The sequence below is a fragment of the Streptomyces sp. NBC_00354 genome, from assembly GCF_036106915.1.
Lineage (GTDB): Bacteria > Actinomycetota > Actinomycetes > Streptomycetales > Streptomycetaceae > Streptomyces.
Window position 1 is genome coordinate 4,378,640 of record NZ_CP107983.1, and the last position, 17,078, is coordinate 4,395,717.

The window sequence follows — 17,078 nt, forward strand, 5'->3', positions numbered from 1 at the left end:
CCGGGGCGGCCGCAAACTGGGAAGCCCTCGCCGGGCCGGGCACGTACCCTTTTCTGTTGTGCCGAACGCCAATGAAGACAACCCCAGTGCCCTGAGTCAGGTGCAGCACCGCGCGGTCAGTGAACTGCTGCGGGTCGCCCCTGTCGCCGACGAGCTCGGCCGCCGGTTCCACGAGGCGGGATTCAGCCTCGCCCTGGTCGGCGGGTCCGTACGCGATGCGCTGCTCGGGCGTCTCGGCAACGACCTCGACTTCACCACCGACGCCCTCCCCGGGGACGTCCTGAAGATCGTCCGGCCGTGGGCCGACTCGGTGTGGGACGTCGGCATCGCCTTCGGCACCGTCGGGGCGCAGAAAGACGGCTTCCAGATCGAGGTGACCACGTACCGCTCGGAGTCGTACGACCGCACCTCGCGCAAGCCGGAGGTTTCCTACGGCGACTCGATCGAGGAGGACCTGGTCCGCCGCGACTTCACGGTGAACGCGATGGCGGTCGCGCTGCCGGAGAAGGAGTTCGTGGACCCGCACGGCGGCCTGGAAGACCTCCAGGCGGGCGTTCTGCGCACTCCCGGCACGCCGGAGGACTCCTTCTCCGACGACCCGCTGCGGATGCTGCGGGCGGCGCGCTTCGCCGCTCAGCTCGACTTCGAGGTCGCCCCAGAGGTCGTGGCGGCGATGCAGTCGATGTCCGACCGGATCGAGATCGTCTCGGCGGAGCGGGTGCAGGGCGAGCTGAACAAGCTGCTGCTGTCCGCGTACCCCCGCAAGGGCCTGGGTCTGCTCGTGGACACCGGGCTGGCCGACCACGTGCTGCCCGAGCTGCCCGCCCTGCGGCTGGAGAGTGACGAGCACCACCGGCACAAGGACGTCTACGACCACTCGCTGATCGTGCTGGAGCAGGCGATGGCGCTCGAGCAGGACGGCCCGGACCTGGTGCTGCGGCTGGCGGCCCTGCTCCACGACATCGGCAAGCCGCGCACCCGCCGGTTCGAGAGCGACGGCCGGGTCTCCTTCCACCACCACGAGGTGGTGGGCGCGAAGATGACCAAGAAGCGCATGACCGCGCTGAAGTACTCCAACGACATGGTCAAGGACGTGTCCCGGCTGGTGGAGCTGCACCTGCGCTTCCACGGCTACGGGGACGGCGAGTGGACCGACTCCGCGGTGCGGCGCTACGTCCGCGACGCCGGCCCGCTGCTCGAGCGCCTGCACAAGCTGACCCGGTCCGACTGCACCACCCGCAACAAGCGCAAGGCCAATGCCCTCTCCCGCACCTATGACGGTCTGGAGGAGCGCATTGCGCAGCTGCAGGAGCAGGAGGAGCTCAACGCCATCCGGCCCGACCTGGACGGCAACGAGATCATGCAGGTGCTGGGTGTCGGCCCCGGCCCGGTGATCGGCAAGGCCTACGCGTTCCTGCTGGAGCTGCGGCTGGAGAACGGCCCCATGGAGCGCGACGCCGCGGTGACCGCCCTCAAGGAGTGGTGGGCCGCACAGGCCTGATGCGGCCGGCGCATCACGCGTCCGAGCGGGGCGATGTTTCACGTGAAACATCGCCCTGCCGCTTCAGGTGGAGCGCCGTCAGCGCGTAGAGGACGGCCACGCTCACGATCAGCGCGACGGACTGCCCGTCCGGGGGGAGCATGAGGGCGGCCACGGCGGCCGCACTCACGAACGCGATGTTGAACAGCACGTCGTAGACGGAGAACACGCGGCCGCGGTAGTCGTCGTCCACATGGGACTGGATGGCCGTGTCGGTGGAGATCTTGGCGCCTTGGGTGGCGAGGCCGAGTGCGAAGGCTGCGACCAGCATCGGTCCGGGCTTGAAGAACAGGCCGAGCGGGGGCACCAGGACGGCAGCCCCGGCGGAGCAGGCCGTGATCCAGCCGCGGGTGCCCAGCCGGCCCACCAGCCAGGGGGTGACGACGGCGGCCGTGAAGAACCCGGCCCCTGAGACGCCGACCGCGATGCCCAGCAGCGCGAGGCCGGCGGACTCCGTGTCCGACCAGGAGTAGCGGCAGAGCATGAGCAGCATCACGAACAGGGCCCCGTAGCAGAAGCGCATCAGGGTCATGGCGGTGAGCGTCTGGGCCGCCTCGCGCCGGGAGGCCAGGTGCCGCAGCCCTTCGGCCATGCCGCGGACGGTGAGGGCGACCCCCTCGGCGACCGACGGGTGGTCCCTTCCGGCAGGGTGGTCCGGTCCGAGCAGCCCCACGGCCAGACGCAGCGAGAGCAGGGCCGCGCACAGGTAGAGCGCGGCGCCGAGCAGCACCACCACGGCGTTGGAGTCGGAGGCCAGCAGCTGGACGAGGAAGGCGAGCCCGCCACCGGCGACTGCCGCGAGCGTCCCCGCAGTGGGTGAGAGCGAATTGGCGGTGACCAGCTGGGCGGGGTCGACGACGTGGGGCAGGGAGGCGGCCAGCCCGGCCAGGACGAAGCGGTTGACGGCGGTCACCGAGAGGGCTGAGGCGTAGAAGAGCCAGTCGGGGACGTGCGCGACGATCAGCACGCCGGTGCCGCACGCGAGGAATGCCCGCAGCAGGTTGCCGTAGAGGAAGACCTGCCGGCGCCGCCAGCGGTCGAGCAGCACTCCGGCGAAGGGGCCGATCACCGAGTAGGGCAGCAGCAGTACCGCCATGGCCGAGGCGATGGCTGCGGGCGAGGTCTGCTTCTCCGGGGAGAACACCACGTACGTGGCGAGCGCCACCTGGTACACGCCGTCCGCCGCCTGGGAAAGCAGCCGTACGGCGAGCAGGTTGCGGAAGTCCCTCAGGCGCAGGAGTACGCGCAGATCACGTACGACAGGCATGAGGGCAAGGGTCACATACGCGGAGGGTCCCCGGGCACATTGCCCGGGGACCCTCCGCGGAAGAACAGTCGAAGACCAGGTGTCCGAAGACCCTTGGAGTGCGACTTAGCGCTCGACCTCGCCCTTGATGAACTTCTCGACGTTGACCAGGGCCTCGTCGTCGAAGTACTGCACCGGCGGGGACTTCATGAAGTAGCTCGAGGCCGACAGGATCGGGCCGCCGATACCGCGGTCCTTGGCGATCTTCGCGGCGCGCAGGGCGTCGATGATGACACCGGCGGAGTTCGGGGAGTCCCACACCTCGAGCTTGTACTCGAGGTTCAGCGGGACGTCGCCGAAGGCGCGGCCTTCGAGGCGGACGTAGGCCCACTTGCGGTCGTCGAGCCACGCGACGTAGTCGGACGGGCCGATGTGGACGTTCTTCTCGCCGAGTTCACGGTCGGGGATCTGCGAGGTGACGGCCTGCGTCTTGGAGATCTTCTTCGACTCGAGGCGGTCGCGCTCGAGCATGTTCTTGAAGTCCATGTTGCCGCCGACGTTGAGCTGCATGGTGCGCTCGAGACGGACACCGCGGTCCTCGAACAGCTTCGCCATCACGCGGTGCGTGATGGTGGCGCCGACCTGCGACTTGATGTCGTCGCCGACGATCGGGACACCGGCCTCGGTGAACTTGTCCGCCCACTCCTTGGTGCCGGCGATGAAGACCGGGAGGGCGTTGACGAAGGCGACCTTGGCGTCGATGGCGCACTGGGCGTAGAACTTCGCCGCGGCCTCGGAGCCGACGGGCAGGTAGCAGATCAGGACGTCGACCTCGCGGTCCTTGAGGATCTGGACCACGTCGACCGGGGTCTCGGCGGACTCCTCGATCGTCAGGCGGTAGTACTTGCCCAGGCCGTCCAGGGTGTGGCCGCGCTGCACGGTCACGCCCTTGTTGGGGACGTCGCAGATCTTGATCGTGTTGTTCTCGCTGGCGCCGATGGCGTCCGAAAGGTCGAGGCCGACCTTCTTCGCGTCGACGTCGAACGCGGCGACGAACTCGATGTCACGCACGTGGTAGTCGCCGAACTGGACGTGCATCAGACCGGGGACCTTGGCCGCCGGGTCGGCGTCCTTGTAGTACTCGACGCCCTGCACCAGCGAGGCGGCGCAGTTGCCCACGCCGACGATGGCTACGCGAACCGAACCCATTCCGGTTGCTCCCTGTTTGTTCTCGGACGAGGCCTGCGAGATGCAGGCCTCACTTTGCAGTTTCGTCGGGCGGACCGGGCCGTCTCTGATCCCGTCCCGCCCGCTCACTCTCGATGAGCTCGTTCAGCCAGCGCACTTCGCGCTCCACGGACTCCATTCCGTGCCGCTGCAGCTCAAGCGTGTAGTCGTCGAGGCGCTCCCGCGTACGGGCCAGTGAGGCGCGCATCTTCTCCAAGCGCTCCTCGAGCCGGCTGCGACGGCCCTCCAAGACCCGCATGCGCACTTCCCGCTCGGTCTGACCGAAGAAGGCGAAGCGGGCGGCGAAGGACTCGTCCTCCCAGGCATCGGGGCCCGTGTGGGCCAGGAGCTCCTCGAAGTGCTCCTTACCTGCCGCCGTCAACCGGTAGACGATCTTGGCTCGGCGCCCTGCGAGTGAAGTGGCGAGAGCGTCTTCCGGGGCGTTGCCCGGTTCCTCGATCAACCAGCCGTTGGCGACCAACGTCTTGAGGCAGGGGTAGAGCGTTCCGTAGCTGAACGCCCGGAACACCCCCAGCGAGGTGTTGAGCCGCTTGCGGAGCTCGTACCCGTGCATGGGGGATTCGCGAAGGAGGCCGAGGACGGCGAACTCGAGGATGCCTGAGCGCCTGCTCATCCGCCTGCCTCCTTCGTCCCTGAGTTTTATACCGAGCTGATGTATCGGCTCGATACATCCAGACGATAGAACGGGCCGTCTTCGGCGACAAGGGGTGATGTGGTGACCGGCGTCACATCACCAATTCGTACCAGGCGAGTTGCCTGATTTGGGGTGAACTTCGGCACTGTTCGGGTTTTGGGCGTGCGTAGTCTGTGGGCCATGACAACGGGGGGAACCGGAATTCACCTGCCGCTTCCAGGCCACTCGCCTGCCCGAGGAGTAGTCGTTCGATGAGCGAGCACCGCCGCAAACCGCCGCAGCCCGAGGGTGGCGGTCGTGCCGCGGCCCGCCGGGCCGCCCAGCAGCGCCCTGGCCGGGGCGCCGGGCCCGCACGTGACGTCCCCACGGCGTCACCCAGCGGACCGTACGCAGAGCCGCCCGGCCACGGCAGCCGTGCCGGGGCACGCCGGGCCGCCCCCCGTGGATCCGGAGGCCGCGGACGCGCCGCAGGCCCGGCAGGCCGCGGGCCGGGCCGCCCGGACAAGCGGCTGATCAACTACCCGCGCTCCGACAAGGCGGGCTGGCAGCGCTTCGTGCCGTCGTGGAAGCTGGTCTGCGGCACCGCCCTCGGCTTCTTCGCGATCATCACGGCAGGGGCCGGCATCGGCATCGCGTCGGTGAACACGCCCGACGCGAACAAGGCGGCCCAGGCGCAGAACAACGTCTTCTTCTGGCAAGACGGCACCCAGATGGTGGCCACCGGCGGTTCGATGAACCGGCAGATCGTGCCCATCGACAGGATCCCCAAGTCGATGCAGAACGCCGTGATCGCCGCCGAGAACGAGTCGTTCGAGACGGACAAGGGCGTCGACCCGATGGGCGTCGCCCGAGCCGTGTGGAACATGGCCAAGGGCGGCTCCACCCAGGGTGGCTCGACCATCACCCAGCAGTACGTGAAGAACACGTACCTGGACTCCGACCAGACGCTCAAGCGCAAGGTCACCGAGCTCTTCATCTCGATAAAGCTGGGCGTGTCCGAGGAGAAGGACACGATCCTCGCGGGCTACCTCAACACCGCCTACTACGGCCGGGACGCCTACGGCATCCAGGCGGCCGCGCGGGCCTACTTCGGCAAGGACTGCGTGGACCTCACGCCCTCCGAGAGCGCCTTCCTCGCCTCCGTGCTCAAGGGCCCCAACCTCTACAACCCGGACGGCGGCATCGGCGCCGCGGCCACCCCCGAGAAGAACACCGAGCGGGCCAAGGAGCGCTGGGCCTGGGTCCTGGACCGCGAGGTCGCGGTGAAGCGGATGCCGAAGGCCGACCGCGACCAGTTCAAGGAGTTCCCCAAGCTCGTCGACTCCGAGCAGGCCCGCGGCCTGTCCGGCCAGACCGGCTACCTGGTCGACACGGCCAAGAAGTACGTGATGAAGGTCACCGGCATCACGCCCGACGAGATGGCCCGCGGCGGCTACCAGATCAGGACCACCTTCCAGAAGCCGAGGGTGGACGCGCTGGCCAAGGCCGTCGAGGACACCCGCAACGACTTCCTGGACGAGAAGGCCCGGCCCGAGTACGACACCTTCGTCCAGTTCGGCGCCGCTTCGGTGGACGTGAAGACCGGGGCGATCGTGGCCCTGTACGGCGGCCCGGGCATGGACAAGAAGTACTTCAGCAACAACGCCGACACCCTCGGTGTCCCGGTCGGATCGACCTGGAAGCCGTACGTCCTGGCGGCCGCGATGCAGTACGGCACCCAGAACTCGAACGGCCGGGGCATCTCGGCCGACAGCAAGTACAACGCGAACGACCTGACGGTGATCAACAACCGCGACGGAAAGCCGCTGCGGGACGCGTCCGGCAAGCCGTTCAAGCAGAAGAACGAGAGCACCTACCCCTACGGATACGTCACCCTCAACGAGGCGATGGAGAAGTCCATCAACGTGCCGTTCGCGCAGCTCGTCTTCGACGTCGGCCACACCAAGGTCAGGGAGATCGCCGAGTCCACGGGCATCCTCAAGGACTCGATGAACCCGAACAACGACGCCTCGTTCGCCCTCGGCACCTCGACCCCGAGCGCCATCCGCATGGCCGACTCCTACGCCACCTTCGCCGCCTCCGGTACGCACCGCGACCCGTTCTCCGTGACCCGTGTCGAAAAGGACGGCAAGGAGCTGCCCGGCTTCGGGGCCCCCAAGGAGCAGAGGGCGATGGACAACGCCATCGCCGACAACGTCACCAAGGTCCTGCAGAACGTCATCGAGAACGGCACCGGCACCAAGGTCAGGAAGCTCGGCTTCAACCGGCCCGCCGCCGGCAAGACCGGAACCACCGACCAGAACAAGTCGGCCTGGTTCGTCGGCTACACCCCGGAGCTGTCCACCTCGGTCGCCCTGTTCCGCACCGACCCGAACTCGGCGGACAAGAAGCTGATCTCCATGAACGGTGTGGGCGGCGTCGACTCCATCCACGGTGGCGACATCCCGGCCGCGATCTGGACCGAGTACATGAAGGAAGCCCTCAAGGGCACCCCGGTCAAGGAGTTCCCGGAGGCCGACAAGATCGGCGTCACCGCGGACGCCTCCGGCGCCCCCTCGCCGAGCCCCTCCTTCTCCCCGTCGCCGTCCCCGTCGATGCCCTCGCCGTCGGCGAGCTCCTCGCCGCCGGTCTCCCCGACCCCGTCGAAGGGCGGCAAGCCGTCCTGCAAGCCGTGGGAGCTGTACTGCATCCCGGACACCGGCGGTGGCACCAACAGCGGCAGCACCAACGGCGGCGCCGGCGGATCCAGCGGATCACCGTCGCCGACGCCATCGGGCAAACCGGGCCGCCCGGGCGGCACCAGCTGGGGGACCACGGTGGGGACCTCGGGCTGACCCCGTCCCCCCTGGTCCGACGAGGGCCGTCGCACACGGTGCGGCGGCCCTCCCGCATGTCCGGCCCCGTACGGCAGGATGAGCGCATGACCAAGGTGCACGAGGAACGGCCCGTACTGCCCACGCAGCAGGACGAGGTCGCCGCGGCCGGCAGCGAGTTCATCGGCGGCCCGATGGGCCGCTACGCCCGGCTGGGCGGCCACTGGCTGACCCCGGTGCGCGTCGTGGTCCTCGTCGCGCTCGGGCTGTTCGCGCTCGGCATGGTGCAGAAGCTGCCCTGCTACGACTGGGCGTGGTTCCGCGGAGCCGGCTCGCAGTACACCCACGCCTGCTACTCCGACATCCCACACCTCTTCGCCGTACGCGGCTTCGCCGACGGTCTCACGCCCTACTTCGACCGGCTCCCCGGCGACATGGAGTACCTGGAGTACCCGGTGCTCACCGGGCTCTTCATGGAGGTCGCCTCCTGGCTGACCCCCGGCGGCGGCTCCATGCAGCACCGCGAGCAGATGTACTGGATGGTCAACGCGGGGATGCTGATGGCCTGCGCCGCGGTCATCGCCGTGTGCGTCGCGCGCACCCACCGCCGCCGGCCCTGGGACGCGCTGCTCTTCGCCCTCGCGCCCGCCTACGCGCTCACCGCGACGATCAACTGGGACCTGCTGGCCATCGCCCTGACCGCCGCAGGAATGCTCATGTGGTCCCGCGGCCGGACCGTGCTCTTCGGCGTCTTCATCGGCCTGGCCACCGCGGCCAAGCTCTATCCCGTCCTGCTGCTCGGTGTGCTGTTCGTACTGTGCTGGCGGGCCGGGAAGTGGCGGGCGTTCGGCTCCGCCGCCCTCGGCGCGGCCGTCTCCTGGCTCGTGGTGAACCTGCCGGTCATGCTCCTCGCCTGGGACGGCTGGAAGAAGTTCTACACGTTCAGCCAGGAACGGCCGATCGACTTCGGGTCCGTGTGGCTGCTCATCTCCCAGCGCTCCGGGAACCCCCTGCACGACGCCAACACGTACGCGACGGGCCTGACGCTGCTGCTGTGCGCGGGCATCGGAGTGCTCACGCTGACAGCCCCCCGCCGCCCCCGCTTCGCCCAGCTGGCGTTCCTGGTCGTGGCCGCCTTCATCCTGGCCAACAAGGTCTACTCGCCGCAGTACGTGCTGTGGCTCATCCCGCTGGCGGCGCTCGCCCGGCCGCGCTGGCGGGACTTCCTGATCTGGCAGGCCGGCGAGGTCGTGTACTTCCTCGGGATCTGGCTGTACCTCGCCTACACGACGAGCGGGGACAAGCACCAGGGCCTGCCCGTGGAGGGCTACCAGGTGGCGATCACCGCACACCTGCTGGCGACCCTCTACCTGTGTGCGGTGGTCGTGCGCGACATCCTGATGCCCGAGCGGGACGCCGTACGCCGCGACGGGTCGGACGACCCGTCCGGCGGGGTCCTGGACGGGGCCGAGGACGTGTTCGCGCTGTCGGACGCCGCGAGGGCGCCGCAGGATGCGGCGCCCTCGCAGGGGCAGCGGGTCGAGTGGGGCATGCCCCCCAGGGACTGACCGGTCAGGCGTCGAGCACCCGGTCGAACTGCGTCGTGGTGTGGCGCAGGTGCGCCACCAGCTCGTCGCCGACCTTCGGCTCGGGGGCGTCCGAGGGCACGAACAGGATCGACACCTGCATGTGCGGGGGCTCCGCGAACCAGCGCTGCTTGCCCGCCCACACGAACGGCGACAGGTTCCGGTTCACGGTGGCCAGACCGGCCCGGGCCACGCCCTTGGCGCGCGGCATGACACCGTGCAGGGCCTTGGGGGCCTCCAGGCCCACTCCGTGCGAGGTGCCGCCCGCGACCACGACCAGCCAGCCGTCGGAGGCGGCCTTCTGCTGGCGGTAGCCGAACCGGTCGCCCTTGGCGACGCGCGTGACGTCCAGGACGGCGCCGCGGTACTCGGTCGCCTCGTGATCGCCCAGCCACAGCCGGGTGCCGATCCGCGCCCGGAAGCGGGTCTGCGGGAACTGCTGCTGGAGCCGGGCCAGCTCCTCGGCCCGCAGGTGGCTGACGAACATGGTGTGCAGCGGCAGCCGGGCCGCGCGCAGCCGGTCCATCCAGCCGATGACCTCCTCGACGGCGTCCGAGCCGTCCGGGCGATCCAGCGGCAGGTGCAGGGCGAAGCCCTCCAGCCGCACGTCCTCGATCGCCGCGTGCAGCTGGCCCAGGTCCTGCTCGGAGATGCCGTGGCGGCGCATCGAGCTCATGCACTCGATCACCACGCGGGCGCCGACCAGGCCGCGGACCCCGTCCAGCGAGGACACCGAGCGGATCACCCGGTCCGGCAGCGGCACCGGCTCCTCGCCCCGCCGGAACGGGGTGAGGACGAGCAGGTCGCCGCCGAAGAAGTCCTTGATGCTGGCGGCCTCGTACGTGGTCCCGACGGCCAGTACGTCGGCGCCCAGCCGGGTCGCCTCCTCGCACAGCCGCTCGTGGCCGAAGCCGTAGCCGTTGCCCTTGCAGACCGGGATCATCCCGGGGAACTGGTCCTGGATCTGCTTCTGGTGCGCACGCCAGCGCGCGGTGTCGACGTAGAGCGTGAGCGCCATGCCCGTCCGGAGCCTCTCTCTAAAAGCTGCCTGTGCAGCGGTGCGGTGTGTGGGGGATGCGGCAGCAGGTCAGCGGCGCGACATGTAGATGTCGAGCGCCTTGTGCAGCACCTTGTTGAGCGGGAAGTCCCACTCGCCGACGTACTCGACGGCCTCGCCGCCCGTACCGACCTTGAACTGGATGAGGCCGAACAGGTGGTCGTTCTCGTCCAGCGTGTCACTGATGCCGCGCAAGTCGTAGACGCTCGCGCCGAGTGCGTACGAGTCGCGCAGCATGCGCCACTGCATCGCGTTCGAGGGCCGAACCTCGCGCTTGTGGTTCGCGGACGCGCCGTACGAGTACCAGACGTGCTGGCCGACGGTGAGCATCGTGGCGGCGGCCAGCGGCTCCCCCTCGTGCTTCGCGATGTACAGCCGCATCCGGTTCGGGTCCTCGGAGTTGAGGGCCGTCCACTGGCGCTGGAAGTAGCTGAGCGGGCGCGGGCGGAACTTGTCGCGCTCGGCCGTGATCTCGTACAGCTCCTGCCAGACCGGCAGGTCTTCGTAGCCGCCCTGGACGACCTCGACGCCGGCCTTCTCGGCCTTCTTGATGTTGCGGCGCCACAGCTGGTTGAAGCCCTTGAGGACGTCGTCCAGCGAGCGGTTGGCCAGCGGTACCTGGAAGACGTAGCGGGGCTGGACGTCACCGAAGCCGGCGCCGCCGTCCTCGGCCTGCTGCCAGCCCATGCGGCGCAGCTTGTCCGACACCTCGAAGGCGCGGGGCTCGATGACCGAGGCTTCCACGTCGCGCAGGCGCTTCACGTCCGGGTCCTGGATACCGGCCTTGATGGCAGCCGAGTTCCAGCGGCGGATGACGACGGGCGGGCCCATCTTCACGGTGAAGGCGCCCTGCTGCTTGAGGTGGGCCAGCATCGGCTGGAGCCACTCCTCCAGGTTCGGGGCGTACCAGTTGATGACCGGGCCCTCGGGAAGGTAGGCGAGGTACCGCTTCACCTTGGGCAGCTGGCGGTACAACACGAGGGCGGCGCCGACCAGTTCGTCGTTCTGGTCGAACCAACCGAGGTTCTCGGAGCGCCACTCGTTCTTCACGTCGGCCCACGCCGGGACCTGGCAGTGGCTAGCCGAGGGCAGGCTCTGGAGGTATCCCAGATGCTGCTCTCGGCTGATGGTCCTCAGGGACAGGCTCATGCGGGGCGTCTCCTCCGGCGGCTTCGCTGGCTATGGCGCGAAGCCTACTGCGACAAGGGCGCCACCCATCTGGGGGACGGGCCGGGCCCGGGCCGGTGTGAGGCCGGCGCCCTGTCGCCGAGGTGCCCCGGTCAGCCCGCCCAGCCGCCGAAGAGACCGCCGTGCGCCATGCCGAGGTAGAAGCCCACGGCCGAGGCGCCAAGCCCGATGATCAGTGCGAAGCGCTCGCGTGTCGTCTCCGAGATGAACTGTCCGTACGCGCCGGTCAGGATGCCGACGAGCCCGGTCCACGAGCTGAGCAGGTGCAGATTGTCGAAGAACCCCGTGACGAACGCCACGGCGCCGAGCACCACGGTGGCCACCATGAGCGTGTCCTGCAGCGGATGGGGCTTGCCGTCGGTCGCGAGGAGCGAGATGGAGGACTGGGATCGCATTGCCTGTGCCATCGGAAGGCACCTCCTGGCTGAAGCAGAGCGGTGCGCGGGGCGCCTCCGGCAGGGGCCGGGGGCATAGCACCGAGCACACCCGATGAATACAGAGTGTGGCCTCCTCCCGCCGGATTTCAACCGGAAGGAGTCGAGCAGGTAGTCTGTACAGCTGCGCGGTGTCTGCTCACAGACGCCGTGCGCACGCATCACGACCCTCCTGCCACGGAACGACCGTGGCCGCTGAGTCCAAAGGAGGTGGGTTCCACATGCGTCACTACGAAGTGATGGTCATCCTCGACCCCGATCTCGAGGAGCGCGCTGTCTCCCCGCTGATCGAGAACTTCCTCTCCGTCGTCCGTGAGGGCAACGGAAAGGTCGAGAAGGTCGACACCTGGGGCCGTCGTCGTCTCGCTTACGAGATCAAGAAGAAGCCCGAGGGCATCTACTCGGTCATCGACCTTCAGGCCGAGCCTGCGGTCGTCAAGGAGCTTGACCGACAGATGAACCTGAACGAGTCGGTTCTCCGGACCAAGGTCCTCCGCCCCGAGACCCACTGAACTTCGGTTCAGCGGTAATCGGGACCGAGTAGCACAGCAGCCCAGCAGCAAATCCCCGCCGAGAGGTTCATCCATGGCAGGCGAGACCGTCATCACGGTCGTCGGCAATCTCGTCGACGACCCCGAGCTGCGCTTCACCCCCTCGGGTGCGGCGGTCGCGAAGTTCCGTGTCGCGTCCACTCCCCGCATCTTCGACAAGCAGACCAACGAGTGGAAGGACGGCGAAGGCCTGTTCCTGACCTGCTCGGTCTGGCGTCAGGCGGCGGAGAACGTCGCCGAGTCCCTTCAGCGGGGCATGCGCGTCATCGTGCAGGGCCGGCTGAAGCAGCGGTCGTACGAGGACCGTGAGGGTGTCAAGCGCACGGTCTACGAGCTGGACGTCGAGGAAGTCGGCCCCAGCCTGAAGAGCGCCACGGCCAAGGTCGCCAAGACCAGCGGTCGCGGTGGCCAGGGCGGATACGGCGGCGGCGGTCAGCAGCAGGGCGGCGGCGGTGGCTGGGGCGGAGCCCCCAGCGGCGGCGCCCCGCAGGGCGGCGGAGCTCCCTCCGACGACCCGTGGGCGTCCAGCGCGCCGGCCGGCGGCCAGCAGCAGGGCGGCGGCGGGGGTGGCTGGGGCGGAAGCTCCGGCGGCTCCGGCGGCTCCAACGGTGGCTACTCGGACGAGCCTCCCTTCTAGGGAAGCTCGCATCCCCACTTCTTGATCACACAGGAGAGACACAATGGCGAAGCCGCCTGTGCGCAAGCCTAAGAAGAAGGTCTGCGCGTTCTGCAAGGACAAGACCGCGTACGTGGACTACAAGGACACGAACATGCTGCGGAAGTTCATTTCCGACCGCGGCAAGATCCGTGCCCGCCGCGTCACCGGCAACTGCACGCAGCACCAGCGTGACGTCGCCACGGCCGTGAAGAACAGCCGTGAGATGGCACTGCTGCCCTACACGTCCACCGCGCGATAAGGAAAGGGTGACCGACTAATGAAGATCATCCTGACCCACGAGGTTACTGGCCTCGGTGCCGCCGGCGATGTCGTCGACGTCAAGGACGGTTACGCTCGCAACTACCTGGTCCCGCGTGGTTTCGCGATCCGCTGGACCAAGGGTGGCGAGAAGGACGTGGCGCAGATCCGCCGCGCCCGCAAGATCCACGAGATCGCGACCATCGAGCAGGCCAACGAGGTCAAGGCCAAGCTCGAGGGCACGAAGGTCCGTCTGGCCACCCGCTCGGGTGACGCCGGCCGTCTCTTCGGCTCCGTGACCCCGGCCGACATCGCCACGGCGATCGAGGCTTCCGGTGGTCCGAAGGTCGACAAGCGCCGCGTCGAGCTGGCTGCCCCGATCAAGACCCTCGGTTCGTACCAGGTCTCCGTGCGTCTGCACGCCGAGGTCGCCGCGAACGTGGGCGTCGAGGTCGTCGCCGCCTAAGTGCTGCGAGCGAAGGGCCGCACCCCTGTGGGGTGCGGCCCTTCGTCGTTGTCGGGGGCTGTGGGCCGGTGTTTCACGTGAAACATGCCGGGGAGCAGCCGATGTTTCACGTGAAACATCGGCTCGCGGATCAGCGGGTCAGCGGGTCGCCCCCGCTACCAGCCATCGGCCGGAGCGTGCCCGCAGCTGGAGGGTGGCCATCCGGACCAGCATCATCAGGGTCATGGCCCACCACAGCGTGGTCAGACCGCCGCCGACGGTCGGGACGAGCAGTGCCACCGGGGTGAACGCGGCCAGCGTCACGAGCATCGCCCGGGCCAGGTAGCGGCCGTCTCCCGCGCCCATCAGAACCCCGTCGAGCACGAAGACGATGCCGGCCACCGGCTGGCAGAGGGCCACGACCAGCAGGGCGGGCAGCAGAGCGTCCTCGACCGCGGGATCGCCGGTGAAGAGCGGTATGAACAGCGGGCGGGCTGCGATCACCAGCGCGCCCAGGACCATCCCTGAGACGATGCCCCACTGCACGACGCGGCGGCAGATGGTCTTGGCGCCCTCGGTGTCGCCGGCGCCCAGGTAGCGGCCAATGATGGCCTGCCCGGCGATGGCGATCGCGTCGAGAGCGAAGGCGAGCAGGCTCCACAGGGAGAGCAGTATCTGGTGGGCTGCGATGTCCGCGTCGCCGAGCCGCGCGGCCACAGCGGTCGCGATCATCAGGACGGCGCGCAGCGACAAAGTGCGCACCAGCAGCGGCACGCCGGCCTGGGCGCAGGCCCGGATGCCCGCGGAGTCGGGGCGCAGGGAGGCCCCGTGCCGGCGGGCTCCGCGGACCACCACCACGAGATAGGCGCCGGCCATGGCGCACTGGGCGATCACGGTGCCCCAGGCGGAACCGGCGATGCCGAAGCCCGCGCCGTACACGAGGGCGCCGTTCAGGCCCGCGTTGAGGGCGAAGCCCCCGACGGCGACGTAGAGCGGGGTACGGGTGTCCTGGAGGCCGCGGATGACACCGGTGGCGGCCAGCACCATCAGCATGGCCGGGATACCCAGGGCGGAGATCCTCAGGTAGGTGACCGCGTACGGGGCGACGGTGTCGGAGGCTCCGAACAGGGAGATCAGCCAGGGCGCCGTGGGGAGCACCACGGTGATGACGGCAGCCCCGATCAGGAGGGCGAGCCAGATGCCGTCCATGCCCTGCCGGATGGCTGCCGGGAGGTCTCCCGCGCCGACCAGGCGGGAGACGGCCGCGGTGGTGGCGTACGCGAGGAACACGAAGACGCTGACGGCGGTGGTGAGCAGGGCGGCGGCGATGCCGAGGCCGGCCAGCTGGGGGGTGCCGAGGTGCCCCACGATGGCGCTGTCTGCCATCACGAACAGGGGTTCGGCGACGAGGGCACCGAAGGCCGGGACGGCGAGCGCGAGTATCTCGCGGTCGTGCTGTCTCGGGGCGGCCTTCAGCGGCGCGAGGGCCTGTGTCATGCGCTCAATCTAATCTTCCACAGGTAATAGACGCAACTAGTCTTGGATCCTTACCTGTGAGTTGACTCGCGCCTTCTCGGCACCCCGTTGGAGGCGATCTCGGGAACACGGCCAAGAAATTTCTCGCCCACAGCCCGTGGAGGAAGAAAGTGCAGGTCAGGTTGGGTGTGTGGGTAGGGCAGGTGATTTTGTCCACAGCGCCGTCCCCCGGTCCGTGCACAGCTTCCGGCGACTTACCCACAGCATTGGGTCCGTCATCCACATCTCATCCACACAGCCTGTGGATAACAAGATTGGCTGACGTCGCTCCCGGCCCTACCGTTGTGCGTTGCCCGACTCGTCGACTGCGGATTCGGGTGCCCCAAATGTCAGAGCCGTGCCCTAGAAAGAGTGGCACGGCGAGGTCCGCGTTGCGGACGGGAGGAGGCGGCCCGGTGAGCATGCCCGAGCCCATGGACGACCCCTGGGCCGACAGCGGTCCAGGAGACCGTCTGCCCGCCCGTCCGCGCCGTAACAGCGACAGCCGGGGCCGCGGGGACGAACAGCACGAGCGGGGCCGCGAGGGCGGCTCCTGGGACGGCGCCGGCGGCGCCTTCGAGCGCGTCCCGCCGCAGGACCTCGACGCCGAGCAGTCGGTGCTCGGCGGCATGCTGCTGTCCAAGGACGCGATCGCGGACGTCGTCGAGGTCATCAAGGGCCACGACTTCTACCGGCCCTCGCACGAGACGATCTACCAGGCGATCCTCGACCTGTACGCCAAGGGCGAGCCGGCCGACCCGATCACGGTCGGCGCCGAGCTGACCCGCCGCGGCGAGATCAGCAAGGTCGGCGGGGCCTCGTACCTGCACACCCTCGTCCAGTCCGTCCCGACCGCGGCCAACGCCGAGTACTACGCGGAGATCGTCCACGAGCGGGCCGTCCTGCGCCGCCTCGTCGCCGCCGGTACGAAGATCACGCAGATGGGATACGCGGCGGACGGCGACGTCGACGAGATCGTCAACAGCGCCCAGGCCGAGATCTACGCCGTCACCGAGCAGCGGACCTCCGAGGACTACCTGCCGCTCGGCGACATCATGGAGGGTGCGCTCGACGAGATCGAGGCCATCGGCTCTCGCAGCGGCCAGATGTCCGGCGTCCCGACCGGGTTCACGGACCTCGACTCGCTGACCAACGGCCTGCACCCGGGCCAGATGATCGTCATCGCGGCCCGTCCCGCCATGGGTAAGTCCACCCTCGCGCTGGACTTCGCCCGGGCCTGTTCCATCAAGAGCAACCTGCCGAGCGTGATCTTCTCCCTCGAAATGGGGCGCAACGAGATCGCGATGCGCCTCCTGTCGGCGGAGGCCCGGGTGGCCCTGCACCACATGCGCTCGGGCACCATGACGGACGACGACTGGACCCGGCTGGCCCGCCGGATGCCCGACGTCTCAGCCGCCCCGCTCTACATCGACGACTCCCCGAACCTGTCGATGATGGAGATCCGGGCGAAGTGCCGGCGCCTCAAGCAGCGCAACGACCTCTCGCTCGTCGTCATCGACTACCTCCAGCTGATGCAGTCGGGGGGCTCGCGCCGTCCCGAGAGCCGCCAGCAGGAGGTCTCGGACATGTCCCGAAACCTCAAGCTGCTCGCCAAGGAGCTCGAGGTGCCGGTGATCGCGCTGTCCCAGCTGAACCGTGGTCCCGAGCAGCGCACCGACAAGAAGCCGATGGTCTCCGACCTGCGTGAGTCGGGCTCGATCGAGCAGGACGCCGACATGGTGATCCTGCTGCACCGCGAGGACGCGTACGAGAAGGAGTCGCCCCGCGCGGGCGAGGCGGACCTGATCGTCGCGAAGCACCGTAACGGCCCCACGGCGACGATCACCGTCGCCTTCCAGGGCCACTATTCGCGGTTCGTGGACATGGCCAACACGTAGCATCCGA

Annotated in this window: 15 protein-coding genes; 8 read left to right on the forward strand and 7 right to left on the reverse strand. The window is 68.8% G+C overall.

The genetic code is table 11. The features are described 5' to 3' along the window. Window positions 1-58 precede the first annotated feature (58 nt). Entirely contained in the window at window positions 59-1,501 is a 1,443-nt protein-coding gene (locus tag OHT74_RS19865) for a CCA tRNA nucleotidyltransferase (RefSeq protein WP_266665744.1), read from the forward strand. 13 nt (window positions 1,502-1,514) lie between these two features. Here OHT74_RS19865 and OHT74_RS19870 read toward each other — a convergent pair whose 3' ends face one another. The 3 genes from OHT74_RS19870 to OHT74_RS19880 form a co-directional block, all read right to left on the reverse strand. Continuing rightward, window positions 1,515-2,807, reverse strand: coding sequence for an MFS transporter (locus tag OHT74_RS19870; protein ID WP_328620942.1), 1,293 nt, complete (start codon window positions 2,805-2,807; stop codon window positions 1,515-1,517). Window positions 2,808-2,912: 105 nt separating this feature from the next. Beyond that, a complete protein-coding gene (locus OHT74_RS19875; RefSeq protein ID WP_266665746.1) occupies window positions 2,913-3,995 on the reverse strand; it encodes an inositol-3-phosphate synthase in 1,083 nt (360 codons plus the stop codon). A gap of 49 nt (window positions 3,996-4,044) precedes the next feature. After that, window positions 4,045-4,647 carry a PadR family transcriptional regulator gene (locus OHT74_RS19880; RefSeq protein ID WP_053785476.1) on the reverse strand — a complete coding sequence of 201 codons (603 nt, stop codon included), beginning with the start codon at window positions 4,645-4,647 and terminating at the stop codon, window positions 4,045-4,047. 272 nt (window positions 4,648-4,919) lie between these two features. Between OHT74_RS19880 and OHT74_RS19885 the strand changes: the two genes are divergently transcribed. Together OHT74_RS19885 and OHT74_RS19890 are read left to right on the forward strand one after the other, a co-directional pair. Further along, complete coding sequence (locus tag OHT74_RS19885) at window positions 4,920-7,502, forward strand: transglycosylase domain-containing protein (RefSeq protein WP_328620943.1); 2,583 nt, start codon at window positions 4,920-4,922, stop codon at window positions 7,500-7,502. Between the two features lie 86 nt (window positions 7,503-7,588). Continuing rightward, window positions 7,589-9,049 (forward strand): glycosyltransferase family 87 protein, encoded by a 1,461-nt coding sequence (locus OHT74_RS19890; protein WP_266665748.1) that lies wholly within the window; start codon window positions 7,589-7,591, stop codon window positions 9,047-9,049. Window positions 9,050-9,053: 4 nt separating this feature from the next. Here the strand turns inward: OHT74_RS19890 and OHT74_RS19895 are convergent, their stop codons facing one another. The 3 genes from OHT74_RS19895 to OHT74_RS19905 form a co-directional block, all read right to left on the reverse strand. After that, window positions 9,054-10,085, reverse strand: coding sequence for an alanine racemase (locus OHT74_RS19895; protein ID WP_030857746.1), 1,032 nt, complete (start codon window positions 10,083-10,085; stop codon window positions 9,054-9,056). A gap of 69 nt (window positions 10,086-10,154) precedes the next feature. Next, window positions 10,155-11,273 carry a lipid II:glycine glycyltransferase FemX gene (locus tag OHT74_RS19900; RefSeq protein WP_266665750.1) on the reverse strand — a complete coding sequence of 373 codons (1,119 nt, stop codon included), beginning with the start codon at window positions 11,271-11,273 and terminating at the stop codon, window positions 10,155-10,157. 131 nt (window positions 11,274-11,404) lie between these two features. Further along, window positions 11,405-11,719 (reverse strand): hypothetical protein, encoded by a 315-nt coding sequence (locus OHT74_RS19905; protein WP_266665751.1) that lies wholly within the window; start codon window positions 11,717-11,719, stop codon window positions 11,405-11,407. A 248-nt stretch (window positions 11,720-11,967) separates the two neighbouring features. On the opposite strand from OHT74_RS19905, the gene rpsF reads away from it, so the two are divergent. The 4 genes from rpsF (at window position 11,968) to rplI (ending at window position 13,679) form a co-directional block, all read left to right on the forward strand. Continuing rightward, on the forward strand, window positions 11,968-12,258 hold the full coding sequence (rpsF, locus tag OHT74_RS19910) for a 30S ribosomal protein S6 (protein ID WP_004950685.1): 291 nt from the start codon (window positions 11,968-11,970) through the stop codon (window positions 12,256-12,258). A 73-nt stretch (window positions 12,259-12,331) separates the two neighbouring features. Continuing rightward, complete coding sequence (locus OHT74_RS19915; protein ID WP_266665752.1) at window positions 12,332-12,934, forward strand: single-stranded DNA-binding protein; 603 nt, start codon at window positions 12,332-12,334, stop codon at window positions 12,932-12,934. Window positions 12,935-12,977: 43 nt separating this feature from the next. After that, on the forward strand, window positions 12,978-13,214 hold the full coding sequence (gene rpsR / locus OHT74_RS19920; RefSeq protein WP_005315025.1) for a 30S ribosomal protein S18: 237 nt from the start codon (window positions 12,978-12,980) through the stop codon (window positions 13,212-13,214). An 18-nt stretch (window positions 13,215-13,232) separates the two neighbouring features. Further along, the gene (rplI, locus tag OHT74_RS19925; RefSeq protein WP_266665753.1) at window positions 13,233-13,679 is read left to right on the forward strand and encodes a 50S ribosomal protein L9; all 447 of its coding nucleotides are present in this window, start codon (window positions 13,233-13,235) and stop codon (window positions 13,677-13,679) included. 138 nt (window positions 13,680-13,817) lie between these two features. Here the strand turns inward: rplI and OHT74_RS19930 are convergent, their stop codons facing one another. Then, window positions 13,818-15,155, reverse strand: a complete 1,338-nt coding sequence (locus OHT74_RS19930; protein WP_328620944.1) for an MATE family efflux transporter — start codon at window positions 15,153-15,155, stop codon at window positions 13,818-13,820. Between the two features lie 452 nt (window positions 15,156-15,607). Here OHT74_RS19930 and dnaB point away from each other — a divergent pair, with 452 nt between their 5' ends. Beyond that, window positions 15,608-17,071 (forward strand): replicative DNA helicase, encoded by a 1,464-nt coding sequence (gene dnaB, locus OHT74_RS19935; RefSeq protein ID WP_328623349.1) that lies wholly within the window; start codon window positions 15,608-15,610, stop codon window positions 17,069-17,071. The last annotated feature ends 7 nt before the right edge of the window (window positions 17,072-17,078 follow it).

What these genes read in the sequence shown, in the direction of transcription:
- OHT74_RS19870 (WP_328620942.1), bottom strand. Translation starts at nt 2,807, where the DNA reads ATGCCTGTCGTACGTGATCTGCGCGTACTCCTGCGCCTGAGGGACTTC.
- OHT74_RS19875 (WP_266665746.1), bottom strand. Translation starts at nt 3,995, where the DNA reads ATGGGTTCGGTTCGCGTAGCCATCGTCGGCGTGGGCAACTGCGCCGCC.
- OHT74_RS19880 (WP_053785476.1), bottom strand. Translation starts at nt 4,647, where the DNA reads ATGAGCAGGCGCTCAGGCATCCTCGAGTTCGCCGTCCTCGGCCTCCTT.
- OHT74_RS19885 (WP_328620943.1), top strand. Translation starts at nt 4,920, where the DNA reads ATGAGCGAGCACCGCCGCAAACCGCCGCAGCCCGAGGGTGGCGGTCGT.
- OHT74_RS19890 (WP_266665748.1), top strand. Translation starts at nt 7,589, where the DNA reads ATGACCAAGGTGCACGAGGAACGGCCCGTACTGCCCACGCAGCAGGAC.
- OHT74_RS19895 (WP_030857746.1), bottom strand. Translation starts at nt 10,085, where the DNA reads ATGGCGCTCACGCTCTACGTCGACACCGCGCGCTGGCGTGCGCACCAG.
- OHT74_RS19900 (WP_266665750.1), bottom strand. Translation starts at nt 11,273, where the DNA reads ATGAGCCTGTCCCTGAGGACCATCAGCCGAGAGCAGCATCTGGGATAC.
- OHT74_RS19905 (WP_266665751.1), bottom strand. Translation starts at nt 11,719, where the DNA reads ATGGCACAGGCAATGCGATCCCAGTCCTCCATCTCGCTCCTCGCGACC.
- rpsF (WP_004950685.1), top strand. Translation starts at nt 11,968, where the DNA reads ATGCGTCACTACGAAGTGATGGTCATCCTCGACCCCGATCTCGAGGAG.
- OHT74_RS19915 (WP_266665752.1), top strand. Translation starts at nt 12,332, where the DNA reads ATGGCAGGCGAGACCGTCATCACGGTCGTCGGCAATCTCGTCGACGAC.
- rpsR (WP_005315025.1), top strand. Translation starts at nt 12,978, where the DNA reads ATGGCGAAGCCGCCTGTGCGCAAGCCTAAGAAGAAGGTCTGCGCGTTC.
- rplI (WP_266665753.1), top strand. Translation starts at nt 13,233, where the DNA reads ATGAAGATCATCCTGACCCACGAGGTTACTGGCCTCGGTGCCGCCGGC.
- OHT74_RS19930 (WP_328620944.1), bottom strand. Translation starts at nt 15,155, where the DNA reads ATGACACAGGCCCTCGCGCCGCTGAAGGCCGCCCCGAGACAGCACGAC.
- dnaB (WP_328623349.1), top strand. Translation starts at nt 15,608, where the DNA reads ATGGACGACCCCTGGGCCGACAGCGGTCCAGGAGACCGTCTGCCCGCC.